18 protein-coding genes and 2 tRNA genes are annotated in these 16,865 nt (G+C 64.6%); 6 read left to right on the top strand and 14 right to left on the bottom strand.

The features are described from left to right. Positions 1 to 72 precede the first annotated feature (72 nt). Together ngg and ACT6QU_RS16085 are read left to right on the top strand one after the other, a co-directional pair. The gene (gene ngg / locus ACT6QU_RS16090) at positions 73 to 1,788 is read left to right on the top strand and encodes an N-acetylglutaminylglutamine synthetase (protein ID WP_444564541.1); all 1,716 of its coding nucleotides are present in this window, start codon (positions 73 to 75) and stop codon (positions 1,786 to 1,788) included. 10 nt (positions 1,789 to 1,798) lie between these two features. Further along, positions 1,799 to 2,962 carry an osmoprotectant NAGGN system M42 family peptidase gene (locus ACT6QU_RS16085; RefSeq protein ID WP_444564608.1) on the top strand — a complete coding sequence of 388 codons (1,164 nt, stop codon included), beginning with the start codon at positions 1,799 to 1,801 and terminating at the stop codon, positions 2,960 to 2,962. On the opposite strand, the gene ACT6QU_RS16080 is transcribed toward ACT6QU_RS16085, so the two are convergent. The 12 genes from ACT6QU_RS16080 to ACT6QU_RS16025 form a co-directional block, all read right to left on the bottom strand. Continuing rightward, positions 2,953 to 3,378: a L,D-transpeptidase gene (locus ACT6QU_RS16080; RefSeq protein ID WP_444564540.1), complete on the bottom strand. Its 426-nt coding sequence runs from the start codon at positions 3,376 to 3,378 to the stop codon at positions 2,953 to 2,955. The two genes, ACT6QU_RS16085 and ACT6QU_RS16080, sit on opposite strands and share 10 nt — an antisense overlap. A gap of 295 nt (positions 3,379 to 3,673) precedes the next feature. Beyond that, positions 3,674 to 3,919, bottom strand: a complete 246-nt coding sequence (locus tag ACT6QU_RS16075) for a hypothetical protein (protein WP_152529666.1) — start codon at positions 3,917 to 3,919, stop codon at positions 3,674 to 3,676. A 233-nt stretch (positions 3,920 to 4,152) separates the two neighbouring features. After that, positions 4,153 to 4,228, bottom strand: a tRNA-Phe gene (locus tag ACT6QU_RS16070). A gap of 130 nt (positions 4,229 to 4,358) precedes the next feature. Further along, positions 4,359 to 4,559 (bottom strand): DNA gyrase inhibitor YacG, encoded by a 201-nt coding sequence (gene yacG, locus ACT6QU_RS16065; protein WP_024588486.1) that lies wholly within the window; start codon positions 4,557 to 4,559, stop codon positions 4,359 to 4,361. Then, positions 4,559 to 5,185, bottom strand: a complete 627-nt coding sequence (locus tag ACT6QU_RS16060; protein ID WP_444564539.1) for a Maf-like protein — start codon at positions 5,183 to 5,185, stop codon at positions 4,559 to 4,561. Before ACT6QU_RS16060 ends, yacG begins: the two co-directional genes overlap by 1 nt. Before the next feature lie 27 nt (positions 5,186 to 5,212). Beyond that, entirely contained in the window at positions 5,213 to 5,431 is a 219-nt protein-coding gene (gene infA, locus ACT6QU_RS16055; protein WP_024588484.1) for a translation initiation factor IF-1, read from the bottom strand. Between the two features lie 103 nt (positions 5,432 to 5,534). Beyond that, a complete protein-coding gene (locus ACT6QU_RS16050; RefSeq protein ID WP_444564538.1) occupies positions 5,535 to 5,972 on the bottom strand; it encodes an arsenate-mycothiol transferase ArsC in 438 nt (145 codons plus the stop codon). Positions 5,973 to 5,978: 6 nt separating this feature from the next. Beyond that, on the bottom strand, positions 5,979 to 6,464 hold the full coding sequence (locus ACT6QU_RS16045) for a UPF0262 family protein (protein ID WP_444564607.1): 486 nt from the start codon (positions 6,462 to 6,464) through the stop codon (positions 5,979 to 5,981). A 5-nt stretch (positions 6,465 to 6,469) separates the two neighbouring features. Further along, positions 6,470 to 7,762 carry a histidinol dehydrogenase gene (hisD, locus tag ACT6QU_RS16040; RefSeq protein WP_444564537.1) on the bottom strand — a complete coding sequence of 431 codons (1,293 nt, stop codon included), beginning with the start codon at positions 7,760 to 7,762 and terminating at the stop codon, positions 6,470 to 6,472. Between the two features lie 16 nt (positions 7,763 to 7,778). Beyond that, positions 7,779 to 8,213 carry a DUF2948 family protein gene (locus ACT6QU_RS16035; protein ID WP_444564536.1) on the bottom strand — a complete coding sequence of 145 codons (435 nt, stop codon included), beginning with the start codon at positions 8,211 to 8,213 and terminating at the stop codon, positions 7,779 to 7,781. Positions 8,214 to 8,302: 89 nt separating this feature from the next. Continuing rightward, positions 8,303 to 9,592 (bottom strand): UDP-N-acetylglucosamine 1-carboxyvinyltransferase, encoded by a 1,290-nt coding sequence (gene murA, locus ACT6QU_RS16030; RefSeq protein WP_444564535.1) that lies wholly within the window; start codon positions 9,590 to 9,592, stop codon positions 8,303 to 8,305. Positions 9,593 to 9,703: 111 nt separating this feature from the next. Beyond that, positions 9,704 to 9,901, bottom strand: a complete 198-nt coding sequence (locus ACT6QU_RS16025) for a hypothetical protein (RefSeq protein ID WP_444564534.1) — start codon at positions 9,899 to 9,901, stop codon at positions 9,704 to 9,706. A gap of 119 nt (positions 9,902 to 10,020) precedes the next feature. Between ACT6QU_RS16025 and ACT6QU_RS16020 the strand changes: the two genes are divergently transcribed. Beyond that, positions 10,021 to 10,095: transfer RNA gene (locus ACT6QU_RS16020), tRNA-Thr, on the top strand. Between the two features lie 151 nt (positions 10,096 to 10,246). Here ACT6QU_RS16020 and ACT6QU_RS16015 read toward each other — a convergent pair. After that, complete coding sequence (locus ACT6QU_RS16015; protein WP_444564533.1) at positions 10,247 to 11,686, bottom strand: FAD-binding oxidoreductase; 1,440 nt, start codon at positions 11,684 to 11,686, stop codon at positions 10,247 to 10,249. Positions 11,687 to 11,940: 254 nt separating this feature from the next. Between ACT6QU_RS16015 and ACT6QU_RS16010 the strand changes: the two genes are divergently transcribed. Both ACT6QU_RS16010 and ACT6QU_RS16005 read left to right on the top strand, forming a co-directional pair. Beyond that, positions 11,941 to 12,222: a c-type cytochrome gene (locus ACT6QU_RS16010; RefSeq protein WP_444564532.1), complete on the top strand. Its 282-nt coding sequence runs from the start codon at positions 11,941 to 11,943 to the stop codon at positions 12,220 to 12,222. A 179-nt stretch (positions 12,223 to 12,401) separates the two neighbouring features. Continuing rightward, the gene (locus ACT6QU_RS16005) at positions 12,402 to 13,688 is read left to right on the top strand and encodes a PQQ-dependent sugar dehydrogenase (RefSeq protein ID WP_444564531.1); all 1,287 of its coding nucleotides are present in this window, start codon (positions 12,402 to 12,404) and stop codon (positions 13,686 to 13,688) included. Positions 13,689 to 13,751: 63 nt separating this feature from the next. Here ACT6QU_RS16005 and gpmI read toward each other — a convergent pair whose 3' ends face one another. Then, positions 13,752 to 15,260, bottom strand: coding sequence for a 2,3-bisphosphoglycerate-independent phosphoglycerate mutase (gpmI, locus tag ACT6QU_RS16000; protein ID WP_444564530.1), 1,509 nt, complete (start codon positions 15,258 to 15,260; stop codon positions 13,752 to 13,754). A gap of 174 nt (positions 15,261 to 15,434) precedes the next feature. Between gpmI and ACT6QU_RS15995 the strand changes: the two genes are divergently transcribed. Continuing rightward, positions 15,435 to 16,751, top strand: coding sequence for an NAD(P)H-dependent oxidoreductase (locus ACT6QU_RS15995; RefSeq protein WP_444564529.1), 1,317 nt, complete (start codon positions 15,435 to 15,437; stop codon positions 16,749 to 16,751). The last annotated feature ends 114 nt before the right edge of the window (positions 16,752 to 16,865 follow it).

The following is a 16,865-nucleotide window of genomic DNA, read 5'->3' as shown; positions in this document are numbered from 1 at the left end:
TCAGCGGCCGCCGAGCGCGGCCGCACCGACAAGGCCCTCGGTCATCGCTTGAGAAGGATGCGAAACGAAACGATGAACCCCATCGCGCAGCACGACCAGGCCGCGGCCGTCCCCAAACCCAACGCATCCATCGATTGCGGCTGGGGCAGGCTCCATTTCTGCCAGACCTATGACGACAACGAAGCCATCGTGGACGCGCTGCGCGAGGAGGGACCCGCGCGGCGCGACATCGCGTTCTACGTCCGCGATCCGCACGTCCTGCTCGCCATGGCACCGCAGGAAATCTTTCTCGACCCCTCGCACACTTTCCGGCTCGATCTCGCCACCTACCGCCCCGCGCGCAAGCAGCCGAAAGGCTATTTCATCCGTCGCCTCTCCTCGGAGGCCGATGCGGATGCCGTCAACACCATCTACGCCTCGCGCGGCATGGTGCCGGTGCGGCCCGATTTTTTCTGGCGCAACCGCGACAGCCGCTCTTTGACCTACCTCGTCGCCGAGGACGAGATCACCGGCGAGATCGTCGGCACTGTAACCGGCGTCGACCACAAGCGCCTCTTCGACGATCCCGAGAAAGGCTCCTCGCTCTGGTGCCTTGCGGTCGATCCGCAAGCCCGCCATCCCGGTATCGGCGAGATGCTGGTGCGCCGCCTTGCCGAGCATTTCGCGGCCCGCGGCTCGGCTTTCATGGACCTCTCGGTCCTGCACGACAATGATCTGGCGATCGGTCTTTACGAGAAGCTCGGCTTCCGGCGCGTCCCGGTCTTCGCCGTCAAGCGCAAGAACCCGATCAACGAAAAGCTCTTCGCCTCGCCGCTTGCCGAATATGACGCGCTCAACCCCTATGCGCGGCTGATCGTCGACGAAGCGCGCCGGCGCGGCGTCCATGTCGAGATCACCGACGCCGAAGGCGGCTTCTTCCGCTTGTCCTATGGCGGCCGCTCGGTCCATTGCCGCGAGAGCCTGTCGGAGATGACCTCGGCCGTGGCGATGTCGATCTGCGACGACAAGTCCGTCACGCGCCGTGTGGTCGAGAATGCCGGCATCGTCGTGCCCGAACAGATCGTCGCCGGCGACGACGATGCGGCGCTTTCGGCCTTCATCGAAAAGCACGGCAAGATCGTCGTGAAGCCTGCGCGCGGCGAGCAGGGCAAGGGCGTCGCCGTCGGGCTCGACAATCTCGACGATGCGAAGGCGGCGATCGCCGTCGCACGCGAAATCTGCGACCGCGTCCTGCTCGAAGCCTGTTTCGATGGCGACGATCTGCGTCTCGTCGTCATCGACTTTCGCCTCGTCGCCGCCGCCATGCGCCGTCCGCCCGCCATTGTCGGCGATGGCCAGAAGGACATCCGCTCGCTGATCGAAAAGCAGTCCCGCCGCCGCGCCGCCGCCACCGGTGGTGAAAGCACGATTCCCATCGATGCCGAGACCGAGCGCTGCCTGGCCGAGAAAAACCTGACGCTCGACGACGTGCCGAAGGAAGGCGAGGAGATCGTGGTCCGCAAGACCGCCAATCTCCACACCGGCGGCTCGATCCACGACGTCACCGCGCAGGTCCATCCAAAGCTCGTCGACGCGGCGATCAAGGCCGCGCGCGCGATCGACATTCCTGTCGTCGGCATCGATTTCATGGTGCATTCGCCCGGCGAGCCGGACTATGTGTTCATCGAGGCCAACGAGCGGCCGGGCCTCGCCAATCATGAGCCGCAGCCGACGGCCGAGCGGTTCGTCGATCTTCTTTTCCCCATGTCGGGGCAACGGTCGGCGTCGCAGGCGCTCGGCCGAAGCTAATCGAGGTTGAATCTTGAAGATCGACGAAGCCTATCTCGCTCGACAGCTCCACAATCTGCTCTCGATCAACAGCCCGACCGGCTACACCGACCAGGTCGTGCGCTATTGCTCCGAAGAGCTCGAACGGCTCGGCCTGACGCCGGAACTGACGCGTCGCGGCGCGATCCGCGCCGTGCGCCAGGGCTCGCGCCGTCGCGGCGCCCGCGCCATCATCACCCATCTCGACACGCTTGGCGCGCAGGTGAAGATGGTCAAGGACAATGGCCGTCTCGAACTCGTGCCCATCGGCAACTGGTCAGCGCGTTTCGCCGAAGGCGCGCGTGTGACGATCTACACAGAGCAGGGTGCCTATCGCGGCACGATCCTGCCCCTGAAGGCATCCGGCCACACCTTCAACGAGGGCGTCGACACGCTTCCCGTCGGTTGGGACTTCATCGAGCTGCGCATCGACGCGCTGACGAAGAACCGCGAGGAAACCCACGCCCTCGGCATCGATGTCGGCGATTTCGTCGCCGTCGATCCGCAGCCCGAATTCCTCGACAATGGCTACATCAATTCACGCCATCTCGATGACAAGGCCGGCGTCGCCATCGCGCTCGCCGCGATCAAGGCGCTGGAGGACGAGCAGGCTACGACGCCGGTCGACATCCACTGGCTGTTCACCATCGCCGAGGAGGTCGGCGTCGGCGCGGCCTCCATCGTCACGCCCGAAATCGCCTCGATGGTCACAATCGACAACGGCACCACCGCGCCCGGCCAGAACTCGTCCGAATTCGGCGTCACCATCGCCATGGCCGATCAGGCTGGCCCCTTCGACTACCATTTAACCCGCAAGCTGGTCGATCTGTGCCGCGAGAACGGGCTTCAGTACCAGAAGGACATCTTCCGCTACTACCGCTCGGATTCCGCCTCCGCCATCGAAGCCGGCCACGACGTGCGCACCGCGCTCGTTGCCTTCGGCATCGACGCCTCGCACGGCTACGAGCGCATCCACGTGCACGCGCTGATCTCGATCGCCGAACTCATTGCACGCTATGTCGTCAGCCCGCTCGAGATCGAGCGGGACGTCAGCGAAGTGTCGAGCCTTGAGGGCTTTACCGAACAGCCGATGGAAGAGGCCGAACAGCCGGAGTTCGACCCCGACATCCACGCCCACGCCGACGATCAGCGCTGAACGACGATCCGCGTCTGCTTGAGGCCGACGCGCTGCGTCAGCGAAAACAGTCGGGCTGCGTGTTCGGGATGAAGGCGCACGCAGCCTGCCGAGGCAGGGCGCCCGAGCCGGTTCACCTGATAGGTGCCGTGCACCGCGTAATGTCCGTTGTAGAAGATCGCATAAGGCATCGGCGCGTTCTCATAACGGCTCGACCTGTGGTTCTTCGAAAGCCATTTCGCAGACCACTGCCCGGTCGGCGTGATCTTGCCCTTGCGCGCCGTCGAAACCGGCCAGCGATAGAGCACCTTGCCGTTGTGGCTGACGGTCATCGTCTGGGTGGCAAGGCTCACCTTGGCAACCAGACTCGCCGCATGAGCCGAAACCGGCGCGATGGCCAGCATTGCCGCAAGGATGAGGGGAACGAAACGAACCATGAAAAGCGCTCCTGCAACCAGAGCGCTAGTAAATCACATCGCGAATATAACGCTACGTAACGTAGCCGTGAGAACCTGCTTTACTTCGCGCCGTGGTTAATCGGGGCCGGAAAGACGTTCGACGACGATTTGAACTTGCCCGCGTTAAGACCAGTTGTCGGCCTTATGAGCGCGACGCCGACGACTCCCTCCCCCTTGTGGGGAGGGATACAGGGTGGGGGTCACTTCAGAAAGACAGCAACCTTACCGCCGCGACGACTTGGCATCAAACGAAGCACTGCCGCCGTCCGTCCCATCAATTCCAGCGCCAGCGGCTCTGGTGCCGTTCGGCTTCCGCCTGCTGGCCCAGCACGAAGCCGATCACGCCGGCGAGCACCGAGGCGACGAGGATCGAGGTGCCGGGATTGTCCTTGACGACTTCATAGGCTTGCTGCGCCCGCTCGCTGGCCGCGCTCTGCAGTGAGGCCAGTTCCTCGCGCAAATCGGCGATCTGGCGCTCCAGGCCGTGCGTTTCGCGGTCGTCGTTCTGCATCGGGTCCATGGTCATGTCCTTGGTTGGGGATTGGACTTGCAAAACGAGCGGATGAACCGAGTGTTCCGGCGCGTGTGGAATATCGATGTGCGGACATGAAAAAGCCGGGCGCAAGGCCCGGCTTTTCAAATCGCGCCCCGCCAGTACATCCGTGGTCGGCACGCTATCGCAACAAGGTGCGCCAGATTGGTTAACGAAAGGTTAACGCCGCGCAAACGAAGATCACGATTGGAAATTCGAAATGGTGCCCAGGGACGGAGTCGAACCGCCGACACTGCGATTTTCAGTCGCATGCTCTACCAACTGAGCTACCTGGGCAACTGCTCCGGTCGGCCTTGAAAGGCCGGGGCGGTGTTGGTTTCCGCCGGAAGCGAGCGGGTTATAACACGCCAAATCGCGCTGTCCAGCGGCTGACGTTGCGAAAGTCGGCGAAAAATTTGCGCCCTTTTCAGCCGCGCTCGTCCTCGCTGCCGTCATCCTCGTCCTCGGTCGCGGGGATCACGTAGGAGCCGGTCAGCCAGCGGTTCAGGTCGACATTCTTGCAGCGTTCCGAGCAGAACGGAAAACTCGCGCGCTGCGATTGCTTGCCGCATTCGGGGCATGCGCGCTTGGGGCGCAGCGGCGTCACGTTGGCGGCGTCGAGCGCCATCAGACCGCCGTCCCAGTCGGTGCGCTTGCCGTGACCTTATAGCCGTCGCCGGCAAGAAGGCTCACCGTCTCGTAGAGCGGCAGGCCGACGACATTGGTGTAGGAGCCGACGAGCTTGACGACGAACGCGCCCGCAAGTCCCTGGATCGCGTAGCCGCCCGCCTTGCCGCGCCACTCGCCCGAAGCGAGATAGGCGTCGATCTCCTCGCGCGACAGGCGCTTGAAGCGGACGCGCGTCTCGACCAGCCTCAATCGCGATTTGCCGGTCGGCGTGATGACGGAGACACCGGAATAGACGCGGTGCGCGCGGCCCGAAAGAAGCCGCAGGCAGTCCTGCGCGTCTTCCAGCGTTTCGGCCTTGGGCAAAATGCGCCGTCCGACGGCCACCACCGTATCGGCGGCGAGCACGAAAGCCGGCTCCTCGCCGAGGCGCTTCATGCCTTCGGCGGCCTTATCGGCCTTGCCCTGCGCCAGCCGTTTGGCCAGCGAGCGCGGATGCTCGGCCCGGTTCGGCGTTTCGTCGATATCGGTCGCGAAGATGCGGTCGGGCTCGATGCCTGCTTGCTGGAGAAGCTCGATCCGCCGCGGCGAACCGGATGCAAGGACAAGCTTCTGGGGAATGCTCATCGAAATCCTGCGCCGCCGGGTGCGGGCTTACTTGAAGCGATAGGTGATGCGGCCCTTGGTCAGGTCGTAGGGCGTCATCTCGACCTGCACCTTGTCGCCGGTGAGGACACGAATGCGGTTCTTGCGCATCCGGCCGGCCGTATGGGCAATGATCTCGTGATCGTTTTCAAGCTTGACCCGGAACATCGCATTCGGCAACAATTCGACGACGACGCCCGGGAACTCGAGGACTTCTTCCTTCGGCATTCGGAACCTTTGGTTTGTGCTGGTTTCGGCTATATAGGCCGCGATTGGCGCGGAACCTATAGGAAGTTGGCGATTTTGGGAACACGCATAATGCGCGTGTCCGCTACGCTTTTCCAAACCGCTTTTGAATCTGCAACTTGAGCCGGTCGCGCACTTCGCGATAGGCGCTCATGATCTGCTCGCGCGTGCCCGTCGCGGTCGAAGGATCGGCCGTCGGCCAGTATTCGACGTCGATCGCCATCGACCGCGTCAGTTCGAGCGCGGCGTGGTGCGCCTCGGGCGCCAGCGTCACGATCAGGTCGAAATAGCTGTCTTCGAGATCGTCGAGAAGCTGCGGCGCATGGGCAACGCCGTTCAGCCCGGCCTCCTTCAGCACCGCCTCGACGAAGGGGTCGCGTTCGCCCGGCCGCACCCCGGCGGAGGCGACGAAAACACTCTTCGGCAAATCGTTTCGCGCCAGCGCCTCGGCCATCGGCGAGCGGATTGCGTTCATGCCGCACAGGAACAGGATCGATTTCGGCGCTGGTTTGTCGCCCGGCATCTGGCCTCAGCCCCGCCAGTGCAGCACGCAGACCAGCGTGAAGAGCCGTCGCGCGGTGTCGAAATCGACCTCGATCTTGCCCGACAGCCGGTCCATCAGAGTCTGCGAGCCCTCGTTGTGAAGCCCGCGTCGGCCCATGTCGATCGCCTCGATCTGGCTCGGCGTCGAGGTGCGGATGGCCTCGTAATAGCTTTCGCAGATCAGGAAATAGTCCTTCACGATCCGCCGAAACGGCGTCAGCGACAGGATATGCGTGACGACGGCCGCATCGTCCTCGCGCGCAATGGAGAAGACGAGCCGGGAATCGGCCAGCGAGAGCTTGAGCTTGTAGGGGCCGCCCGCATCGTCGCTGACCGGGTGGAAGCTGTTGTCCTCGATCAGGTCGAAGATCGCGACGGCGCGTTCGTGCTCGACATCGGGCGTCGACCGGCCGATCGATTCGTCGAGCTCGACGTCGATCAGGCGGTTGCGTGTCGTGTCGCCGCCGTCCATCGCGCTCACATGTTCAGCCGGATGGAGACGGCGCGACCGTGCCCGGCAAGCCCCTCGGCCTCGGCGAGCGCGATCGCCGCCGGCCCGAGCGCGCGAAGCTGGTCCGGGCCGCATTTCAGGATCGACGTCCGCTTGACGAATTCCATCACTGAAAGCCCCGACGAAAACCGCGCCGAGCGCGCCGTCGGCAGAACGTGGTTCGAGCCGCCGACATAGTCGCCGATTGTCTCGGGCGTGTGCCGGCCAAGGAAGATCGCGCCCGCATTGCGGATGCGCGCCATCAGCGCTTCGGGGTCGGCCACCGCAAGTTCAAGGTGTTCCGCCGCGATCCGGTCGATCAGCGGCAGCGCCGCGCCGAAATCGGGAACATGGATGATGGCGCCGAAATCGCGCCAGCTCGCCGCGGCGATCTCGCCGCGGGGCAGGGCCGCGATCTGCCGCTCGACTTCGGCCGCCACGCGTTCGCCGAACGCCGCATCGTCGGTGATCAGGATCGACTGCGCCGCGACGTCGTGCTCGGCCTGCGCGATCAAATCGGCCGCGATCCAGGCCGGGTCGTTGTCGGCGTCGGCGACGACAAGAATCTCGGAAGGTCCCGCGATCATGTCGATGCCGACCGTGCCGAACACCTGCCGCTTGGCCGCCGCGACATAGGCGTTGCCCGGTCCAACGATCTTGGACACCGGCCGGATCGTCTCCGTCCCATGGGCGAGCGCAGCGATCGCCTGCGCCCCGCCGATCCGGTAGATTTCGCTGACGCCGGCAATGTGTGCGGCCGCCAGCACCAGCGGGTTCACCACGCCATCCGGCGTTGGCACCACCATTACGATGCGTTCGACGCCCGCCACGCGCGCCGGCACGGCGTTCATCAGCACCGAACTCGGATAGCTCGCCGTGCCGCCTGGAACGTAAAGGCCGACGGCCTCGATCGCCGTCCAGCGCGAGCCGAGTTCGACGCCGATCGCGTCGACATAGCGGTCGTCCTTCGGCATCTGCCGCGCATGGTGCGAGGTGATGCGCTCATGCGCGAGTGTCAGCGCATCGAGCGTCCGCGCATCCACGGCACCAACCGCCGCCTCGATCTCCGCCGCGGAAAACGCAATGCCCGTATCGGAAAAATCGAGCCGGTCGAACCGGCGGCTGTAGTCGAGCATCGCCTCGTCGCCGCGCGCCCGCACGTCCGAAATGATCGCACGCACCGTGTCGTCCACGTCCTGCGCAGCCTCGCGCTTGGAGCCGAGGAACGCCGAGAACCCGGCCTCGAAATCGGCGTCGGTCATGTCGAGGCGAATGGCCATGTCGCTGCTGTCGTCCTTAGGTCGTGTGCTGGGGGCGGCTGCCGGTTTCCCATGCCGCGCCGAGGTCGGCAAGCCGTGCCTCGATGTATTCCACCTCGAGCCGCATGGCAGCATTGCCGGCAAAAACGAGCTCGATCGTTCCGCCCGGCAGTTCCCCGGCCATGAAGCGGATCGCGAGCAGTTCGTGAACGTCCTGCGGCCGCGTCCGGTCGACGCCCGAAAGCTTGATGCCGGTCACGCGCTCGAAATGCAGCGCCGTGCGGCGGCGCTCGTAGTCGCGGCGGAAAAAGCCGGTCTTCTTTTCCCAGACGAAGCGGTTCATCGCGACGACGAGCCGCTTCTCGGCCGGAAAATAGGCGATGTCGCCGGTCTTCAGGACGGCGTCCTGGCAATGAGCGGAAATGACCTTCAGGTCCTCTTCGTCGAGTGCGACGAGTTTCAGTTCGCTCATTCCACAGGCCCCGATCTCGCATTGTCGAACGCCGGCAGGTGCCGGCGCTTTCAATGATATAGTTTAGTTGCAGCGCAACGAAAACCCGATCAGGAGGACAGCCGCTCGATCGCTGCGCCGCATTCGGAAAGCTTGGTCTCCAGCCGCTCGAAGCCGCGGTCCAGATGATAGACGCGGTTGACGATCGTCTCGCCCTCGGCCGCCAACCCCGCGATCACCAGCGACACGGAGGCGCGAAGGTCGGTCGCCATGACGGGCGCGCCGCGCAGCCGGTCGACGCCGTCGATGATCGCCGACTGGCCGGAGAGCGAAATCTGTGCGCCGAGCCGCGCCAGTTCCTGAACGTGCATGAACCGGTTTTCGAAGATCGTCTCGGTGATCTTCGAGCGCCCGTCCGCCTTGGTCATCAGCCCCATGAACTGCGCCTGCAAATCGGTCGGGAAGCCGGGGAAGGGCTCCGTCGTGATGTCGACCGGCCCGATGCCCGAGCCGTTGCGCACGACACGCAGGCCCGAATTCGTCTGGGTGATCTCCGCGCCCGTCTGCGCAAGCGTGTCGAGCGCGTTCTGCAACAGATCCGCCCGCGCGCCTTCCAGCAGCACGTCGCCGCCGGTCATCGCGACGGCCATCGCATAGGTGCCGGTCTCGATCCGGTCCGGAATGACCTCGACGCGGGCGCCGTGGAGGCGTGCGACGCCGTCGATCACGATGGTCGCCGTGCCCGCCCCCGAAACCTTGGCGCCCATGGCGTTGAGGCATTCGGCGAGGTTGACGACTTCCGGCTCCTGCGCGGCGTTTTCGAGGATCGTCTGCCCCTTGGCCAGCGTCGCGGCCATCATCAGGACATGCGTCGCGCCGACGGAAACCTTGGGGAAGGCATAGCGCGCGCCGATCAGGCCCTTCTTCGCCTTGGCGATGATGTAGCCCTGCTCGATCTCGATGTCGGCCGAAAGCGCCCGCAGACCATCGATGAAGAGGTCGACCGGACGCGTACCGATCGCGCAGCCGCCCGGCAGCGACACTCGACATTCGCCCATGCGCGCCAGAAGCGGCCCGATGACCCAGAAGCTCGCCCGCATCTTGGAGACGAGTTCATAGGGCGCGGTCGTGTCGACGATTTCCTTGGCGGTGAAGTTGATCGTCCGCGAATAGCCTTCCTGTTGCGAAAGCCGCCGTCCATTGACCGAATAGTCGACGCCGTGATTGCCCAGAATGCGGATCAACTGCTCGACGTCGGCCAGATGCGGCACGTTGTGCAGCATCAAGGTCTCGTCGGTCAGGAGCGAGGCGATCATCAAGGGGAGGGCGGCGTTCTTCGCGCCCGAAATCGGAATGGTGCCGCGCAGTTCGTTGCCGCCGACGATGCGGATGCGATCCATCTTATGTTTCTCTTTCCCGGTCCAGGCGAGGACTCGGCCAGTGTTCGCAGGGGTAAAGGCGGGGCTGTAGCGTATCGAAACGGCCGGTTCAAGGAACGCGCCGGGATGCGCTCACGAATCCCCGCCGCCGTCATTCTCCTGCAACAGCCCCTCCGGCCGCTCGTCGGCCGCGCCAGCCCGCCGCGCGCGCGACTGTGCCTTGCGCTTTTGCAAATTGGCGCGCAGCCGCTCGGCAAGGCGCTTTTGTCGGGCTTCCTCCTGGCGCTCGGCTTCGCTGGTCTTAGGGGGCGGACGTGTCTGGCTGGTCATGGTGGATATCTAGCGTCTGTCCCGCGCCGACGGAACAGCTTTCGCAAGGTCGCCTGAAAAGCTGGCTACCCCGCTTGCGCTCTCCCCCCTCCTATGGCAGAAGACCGCCGCATCCGGAAGCTGCGGTAGCTCAGTGGTAGAGCACTCCCTTGGTAAGGGAGAGGTCGAGAGTTCAATCCTCTCTCGCAGCACCATCCAAATCCATGAATTGTCTGACGTGCCGCAACGGTCGCTCGAGACCGCCGACGGTCTGAAAACGTGCGGATGCCAATCGCGACACACCTCAAAGGACTTCGTCGCGATTGGCTGAACCCGGTCGGCGGCTTGCGCCGCATCGTCATGCGTTCACGCCGCGCGGACTTGCGCCCTTGGCCGAATGTTCTGATTCATCCGGAACACGTTCAATGGGTCATATTTCCGCTTTATCTCGACGAGACGCTGGTAGTTCGCCCCATACGCCGCCTCGACGCGGTCCGTCTCGTCTTCGGGCATGAAGTTGATGTAGGCGGTTCCGGCCGCATAGGGCCGCGCGGCGTCGAACAGGTCGCGCGCCCAGTCAATGCAGGGCCGGTCCATGCGGATTTCCCGCCAGCGGGCGTGGACGTTCATGACGTAATGCGCGCTGCGTTGCGGAAAGGCGGTGGCGTCGGTGGAGATGCGGCCGGCGGCGCCGCCGACATGTCCGAGAAAGACTTCGCATTCGGGGCCGGGCAGGCGCCCGATCGCGTCGACGAGAACGTCGATCGCTTTGTCCGAAAGCTCGGTGAAGTCGTGGCTCTTCCAGTAATTGCGCGCGCCGGGGGTGAGGAGCGGGTCGAAGGCCTGCTGCCAGGCGACGAACGGTGTCGGGGCGACCACGTCGGCGATCGGCATTCCGATCGAGCGCAATGGCGCCGTCGCCTTTTCGCCGTCTTGGAGGTCGCCGCAATAGCACATGGCAAGGACGATGACCTCCTTGCCATGCCATTCGGCAGGCAGGAAGGGCAGGGGTGGCGCCTGGCGCATGACGACCCAGCAGGTGAGCTCGTCGGGCGCGGTTTCGAGCGCCTTGCGATAGGCTTTCAGCACGGAACGCGCAGCGGCGAACGGATGAACGACGAGGCCCGACAGCACCTGCGGGCCGACCTGGTGAAGCTGGAATTCGAAGGCCGTCACGATGCCGAAATTGCCGCCGCCGCCGCAGATTGCCCAGAACAGGTCCGGATTTTCCGAAAGGCTGGTGCGCAGCACTTCGCCGTTGGCCGTCACCACGTCGGCGCTGATCAGATTGTCGATGGTGAGGCCGAACTTGCGCGTCAGCCATCCAAAGCCGCCGCCCAGCGTGAGCCCCGCAACGCCGGTCGTCGAGTTGATGCCGGTCGGCACCGCGAGCGCAAATGCCTGGGTCTCCTTGTCGAGATCGGCCAAAAGCGCACCGGGTTCGACCCATGCGCGCCGGATCGACGGGTCGACGCGCACCGAGCGCATCTGCGACAGGTCGATCAAAAGGCCGCCATCGCAGACGGCGTTGCCGGCTATGTTGTGCCCGCCGCCGCGCACCGAGACGAGCAGGCCGTGCTCGCGCGCAAAGCGGACCGCATGGACGACGTCGGACGCGCCTGCACAGCGCATGATCAGTCCAGGGCGCCTGTCGATCATGGCATTCCAGATCGAGCGCGCATCGTCGTAGGACGCGTCGCCCGGTTCAAGCACGCTGCCGCGCAATCTGCCCGCAAGCGCTTCGATCTCGCTGGCACTTATCGTGGTCGATCCGGTGTCGAGATTGACGATGTTCGTATCGAGCATGACCCGTTCCTTCCGGTGACTGGGGCCGCCCAACGCCGCAGTCATGGTGCGCCCGCGAAGGTGTCCCGGCAAGTTGCACAAGTGACTAGGGCCCTCAACTCTTTGGGCTACCGATTTAACTGAGCACGGATGAGGTCTCTCCAAATACGAGACGTAGACGAACCGGATTTATCGTCGGATACTGGCGAGACCTCAGATAATCAGAGCCGGATGGTCAGATGAAAAACTTGGTCCTTCGAACAGTCGCAGCAATCATGATCCTGGGCCCATCCTCCGCTTTCGCGCAGGATCTGGCCGCCGGCGAAAAACTCTACCAGAGCACATGCCGGGCCTGCCACGGTCCAAGCGCCCAAGGCATGGCCAGCTTCCCCAAGCTGTCAGACAAGACCGAAGAAATTCTCGTCGAGCGGCTGCAGACCTATCGCGAAGGCGAGAAGGTCGGCCCCAATTCCGCATTGATGATCCCCCATGCGACCAAGCTGACGGACGAGGATATCGAGAACATCGCAGCCTATATCACGACGACGTTTCCGTAGGACTTCTTGGCCCGCCATCCGCAATAGATGCCGGGCGCCGCTTCATTGGATTTCCGGCCGTAGGTTTCACTGCTTGATGTAGCAAGACGGCGGCGTTAGCCTCGTGATCCCGTTGAGGAACGGAAGGAGAATTGCACCAACGTTCGAGGCTGCCGCCTCGACAACACTGGGAGGAGTGAATGTTGGAAAGATCTCGTATCGCGAAAACCTTGCCTTATGCGGCCGCGCTGGCCTGTTCGACCATCGTTGCCGTGCCGACGCTTGCGATGGCCACGAATACGACCAGCCTGGAGCACAGCGTGGTGCTGGAAGGCCTGCAGGCCCCGTGGGATATGGCGTTTCTCCCGGATGGAACGATGTTCTTTACCGAGAAGTGTCACGGCCTCTCGGTTCTTCTGCCTTCGGGCGAGGTCAACAAGCTGCTCGGAATGAACGAGGTCGAAGGCTATGCCACGACGGCCGACGATCTCGTTTGCGAGGGCCAGGCGGGCATGAACGGCGTGGCCGTCGATCCGGACTTCGAGGAAAATCGCCGGATCTACGTCTATTCGACCTCCGCCATGTCGGACCCGCGGACCAACAGGGTCCTGCGTCTCGAGGTCGACGAGGCGTTGAGCAACGTCTCCGAGCGAACCGACATTGTCGACGACATCCCCTACAAGGTCGCCGAATCCGATCATCCGTTCGGCGGTCCCGGCGCGCACAATGGCGGACGCATCCGGTTCAGCCCCGGCGACGGCTTCCTTTACGTGACGACGGGGGACAATCACAACAGTGAAATCCCCCAGAGCCCGACCCTCATGGGCAGCAAGGTGCTGCGCATCGATACCGACGGCAACGCCGCTCCCGACAACGCCCCGCCTGAGGGCTTCGACCCGCGCACATACACTTACGGGCATCGCAACGTGCAGGGCATCGCCTTCCACCCCCAGACCAACACGCCGATCGTCGCCGAGCACGGCCCATGGCACTCCGACGAGATCACCGTGCTGGTCAATGGCGGCAATGGCGGCTGGGATCCGCGGCCGAACATGGCCGGGCGCGAAGAGTGTCCGGACGACTATTGCGGCTATTCCCCCAACCAGATGGAAGGCATGAACCGCTACGAACGCGCGGCCTTCATGCCGATGACGGACCTCGAAACCTATCCCGACGCCATGAAGCCCATCTGGGACAACAATGGCTGGTCGCAGGGGACGGGCTCGGCTGAGTTCCTGACGGGCGAGCAGTGGGGCGACTGGGACGGCGCGCTGGTGGTAGGAATCATGGGCATCGGCTTCGGCGGCACGCCGATCGGCCAGCGCATCGATGTCATCCAGTTGAACGAAGAGGGCACCGAAGTCGTCGACGTGACCGAGATGACCCTGCCGATGGAAGCGGGTCGCTTCCGCTCGGTCGTGCAGGGTCCCGACGGCAGCCTCTACACGGCCGTCGACGAGGGCATGATCCACAAGCTCACGCCTTGATCTGAATGCTGACCGCATCTGCGCCATTTTCGGATGGCGCAGATGCGGTATCCAGCCCCGGATCTATCGCAGCAGCGAGCGCCCGGTCATCGCTTGTGGCTGCGCGACCTCCATCAGTTGCAACAGCGTTGGCGCGACATCCGCCAGCACGCCATTGCTCACCGTTCCGTCCCACGGCCCGACGATCACCGGCACCGGGTTCGTCGTATGGGCCGTGTGCGGCTCGCCGGTCACGCGGTCGATCATTTCCTCGCAATTGCCGTGGTCGGCGATGACCATCAGCCTGCCGCCGCGCCGCTCCACCGCTGCCGCGATACGCCCGAGCGCCGCGTCCACGGTCTCGACGGCACGGATCGCCGCGTTGAGATCGCCGGTGTGGCCGACCATGTCGGGATTGGCGAAATTGACGACGACGAATTCGTAACTGCCGCCGTCGATCGCCTCCAGCACGCGCTCGGTCAGTTCGGGCGCCGACATTTCCGGCTTGAGGTCATAGGTCGCGACCTTGGGCGAGGGCACCATGACGCGGTCTTCACCGGGGTAGGGCACTTCCTCGCCGCCATTGAGAAAATAGGTGACGTGCGGATATTTCTCGGTCTCGGCCAGATGCACCTGCCGCAGCCCGGCCTTGGACACGGTTTCGCTCAAGCCATCGGCCAGCGTCTGCGGCTCGAACAGCACCTTCATGTAGGCGTCGAGCCCGCCGCCATAGGACACCATGCCGACGCGAGCCGCAAAGTCGATGCGCCTTTCCCGTGCGAACCCGTCGAATGCCGGATCAACCAGCGCCAGGAGGATTTCCCGCGCGCGGTCGGAGCGGAAGTTGAAAAAGACCAATCCGTCGCCATCCCTCATGCCGCCATAGGTGCTTATCGCCGTCGGCGTCATGAACTCGTCGGTCTCGCCGCGCGCTTGCGCCGCGGCCAGCGCGTCGCCCACCGTGGCCGCCCGCTCGCCCGCCGCGTCTACGATTGCGTCATAAGCGAGCTTCACGCGGTCCCAGCGCCTGTCGCGATCCATCGCGAAATAGCGGCCGCTCACCGTGGCGATGAACGCGCCCTCCGGCCGCCGGCGCTCCAGCTCGGCCAAGAATTGGGGCGCGGAATTCGGCGCCGTATCGCGCCCGTCGGTAAAGGCGTGAATCGCGACCGGAACGCCCGCGCCGGCGAGGAGACCGGCCAGCGCCAGCGCGTGCTCGATATGCGCGTGAACGCCGCCATCGGAGACGAGCCCGGCCAGATGGCAGGTGCCGCCGCTTGCCTTCAGCGCGTCAATCAGCCCGCTCGCCGCCAGCCGCTCGGCGAGCTCGGAGCCTGCAGCGGCATTGTTGATGCGTGGCAGGTCCTGGTAGACGATCCGTCCCGCGCCAATATTGAGATGTCCGACCTCCGAATTGCCCATCTGGCCTTCCGGCAGCCCGACGCTCGGGCCGAAGGTCGTCAACGTCGCATGCGGCCAGGTCGTCCACAGCCGGTTGAAATTCGGCGTCGCCGCCAGCGCCACCGCATTGCCTTCCGCCCGCTCGCTGAGCCCCCAGCCGTCGAGGATCGTCAAAACCACCGGTGTGCTCATTCTGGGCCCTCTCTTGCTTGAGATCGCCCGTAGATAGGCCAGCTACGTCCAAGGCCAAAGCGGAAAATCGTCATTTGCCGACGCGCGCCGAAGGGTCGAATATCGCCCGCTTGGTTGACAAGCGGACAGCCGGTCAGTCATCTGCCGCGACTTTTGAGCCTCGAGGAATTTTTGATGACGAATGTCGCCCTAACGGGGCTCGCCCGCGATCTCGCCCGCCGCGCCGAAAGCGGCCGTCCGGTGCGCATCGGCGTCATCGGCTCGGGCGAAATGGGCACGGATCTGGTCACGCAGGGCATGCTGATGCCGGGCATCGAGGTTGCGGCGATCTCGACCCGCCGACCCTGGACCGCCCGCGCCGCGATCGAAATCGCTTATGGCGACGATTCCCGCGCCGCCGAGGCCGACACGCAGTCGAAGGTTACCGCGGCCATCGAGGCCGGCCGCATCGCCATCACTGCCGTCGAGACCATGGTGACCAACCCGCTGATCGACGTCGTCATCGACGCCACCGGCAAGCCCGGCGTCGCCGCCGATTACGACCTGATGGCGATGGAGCACGGCAAGCACCTCGTCATGATGAATGTCGAGGCGGATGTGACGATCGGCGCGTATCTGAAGCGCGAGGCGGATCGGCTCGGCGTCGTCTACACGGTCGGCGCCGGCGACGAGCCGTCCTCCTGCATGGAACTGATCGAGTTCGCCACCGCGCTCGGCCTGCGGGTCGTCTCCGCCGGCAAGGGCAAGAACAACCCGCTCAACCACGACGCCGTGCCCGATCAGTATCGTGAGGAAGCCGAGCGGCGGAACATGAACCCGCGCATGCTGGTCGAGTTCATCGACGGTTCCAAGACCATGGTCGAGATGGCCGCCATCGCCAATGCGACGGGCCTCGTGCCCGACAAGCCGGGCATGCACGGCCCGAGCGCCGGCCGCGACGAACTCGCCCGGGTGCTCATCCCGCGCGAGGATGGTGGCGTCCTGTCGAAAAAGGGCGTGGTCGATTATACGATCGGCAAGGGCGTCGCCCCCGGCGTCTTCGTCGTCGTCGAGGCGACGCACCCGCGCGTCATCGAACGCATGGATGACCTTCATGTCGGCAAGGGTCCGTACTACGCCTTCCACCGGCCCTACCATTTGACCAGCCTCGAAGTCCCGCTCTCCTGCGCCCGCGCTGTCCTCTACGGCAAGGCCGACATGGTGCCGCTGGCCAAGCCCGTCGCCGAAGTCGCCGCCGTCGCCAAGCGCAATCTTGCCGTCGGCGAAACCTTCGACGCCATCGGCGAGACCTGCTACCGCTCCTGGACCATGACGGCAGGCGAGGCGGCAGCCGCCCGAGCCGTTCCCGTCGGGCTCCTGGAAGGCGGCAAGGTGCTGAAACCGGTCAAAAAGGGCGACCTCATAACCCTCGACAACGCCACCCCCGACACCACCACCCGCCTCTGGGCCCTCCGCCAAAAGCAAGAAGAAATGGTCGCCACCCTCGGCTAGTGGCGAGCTATTGCGCTCGACGAACACCCCCACCCTCTATCCCTCCCCACAAGGGGGATCGTTGCAAAATCGGTGTAGCGAGCATTTTGATGCTGCACGAAGGCGTTTGTCTGC

Source organism: Aliihoeflea sp., from assembly GCF_052435475.1.
GTDB lineage: Bacteria > Pseudomonadota > Alphaproteobacteria > Rhizobiales > Rhizobiaceae > Aliihoeflea.
This window is presented reverse-complemented; position numbering and strand designations above follow the sequence as displayed.

Excerpts from the sequence above, each read along its gene's own strand:
- ngg (WP_444564541.1), top strand. The coding sequence starts at position 73 with ATGAACCCCATCGCGCAGCACGACCAGGCCGCGGCCGTCCCCAAACCC.
- ACT6QU_RS16080 (WP_444564540.1), bottom strand. The coding sequence starts at position 3,378 with ATGGTTCGTTTCGTTCCCCTCATCCTTGCGGCAATGCTGGCCATCGCG.
- ACT6QU_RS16075 (WP_152529666.1), bottom strand. The coding sequence starts at position 3,919 with ATGGACCCGATGCAGAACGACGACCGCGAAACGCACGGCCTGGAGCGC.
- yacG (WP_024588486.1), bottom strand. The coding sequence starts at position 4,559 with ATGGCGCTCGACGCCGCCAACGTGACGCCGCTGCGCCCCAAGCGCGCA.
- ACT6QU_RS16060 (WP_444564539.1), bottom strand. The coding sequence starts at position 5,185 with ATGAGCATTCCCCAGAAGCTTGTCCTTGCATCCGGTTCGCCGCGGCGG.
- infA (WP_024588484.1), bottom strand. The coding sequence starts at position 5,431 with ATGCCGAAGGAAGAAGTCCTCGAGTTCCCGGGCGTCGTCGTCGAATTG.
- ACT6QU_RS16050 (WP_444564538.1), bottom strand. The coding sequence starts at position 5,972 with ATGCCGGGCGACAAACCAGCGCCGAAATCGATCCTGTTCCTGTGCGGC.
- ACT6QU_RS16045 (WP_444564607.1), bottom strand. The coding sequence starts at position 6,464 with ATGGACGGCGGCGACACGACACGCAACCGCCTGATCGACGTCGAGCTC.
- hisD (WP_444564537.1), bottom strand. The coding sequence starts at position 7,762 with ATGGCCATTCGCCTCGACATGACCGACGCCGATTTCGAGGCCGGGTTC.
- ACT6QU_RS16035 (WP_444564536.1), bottom strand. The coding sequence starts at position 8,213 with ATGAGCGAACTGAAACTCGTCGCACTCGACGAAGAGGACCTGAAGGTC.
- murA (WP_444564535.1), bottom strand. The coding sequence starts at position 9,592 with ATGGATCGCATCCGCATCGTCGGCGGCAACGAACTGCGCGGCACCATT.
- ACT6QU_RS16025 (WP_444564534.1), bottom strand. The coding sequence starts at position 9,901 with ATGACCAGCCAGACACGTCCGCCCCCTAAGACCAGCGAAGCCGAGCGC.
- ACT6QU_RS16015 (WP_444564533.1), bottom strand. The coding sequence starts at position 11,686 with ATGCTCGATACGAACATCGTCAATCTCGACACCGGATCGACCACGATA.
- ACT6QU_RS16010 (WP_444564532.1), top strand. The coding sequence starts at position 11,941 with ATGATCCTGGGCCCATCCTCCGCTTTCGCGCAGGATCTGGCCGCCGGC.
- ACT6QU_RS16005 (WP_444564531.1), top strand. The coding sequence starts at position 12,402 with ATGTTGGAAAGATCTCGTATCGCGAAAACCTTGCCTTATGCGGCCGCG.
- gpmI (WP_444564530.1), bottom strand. The coding sequence starts at position 15,260 with ATGAGCACACCGGTGGTTTTGACGATCCTCGACGGCTGGGGGCTCAGC.
- ACT6QU_RS15995 (WP_444564529.1), top strand. The coding sequence starts at position 15,435 with ATGACGAATGTCGCCCTAACGGGGCTCGCCCGCGATCTCGCCCGCCGC.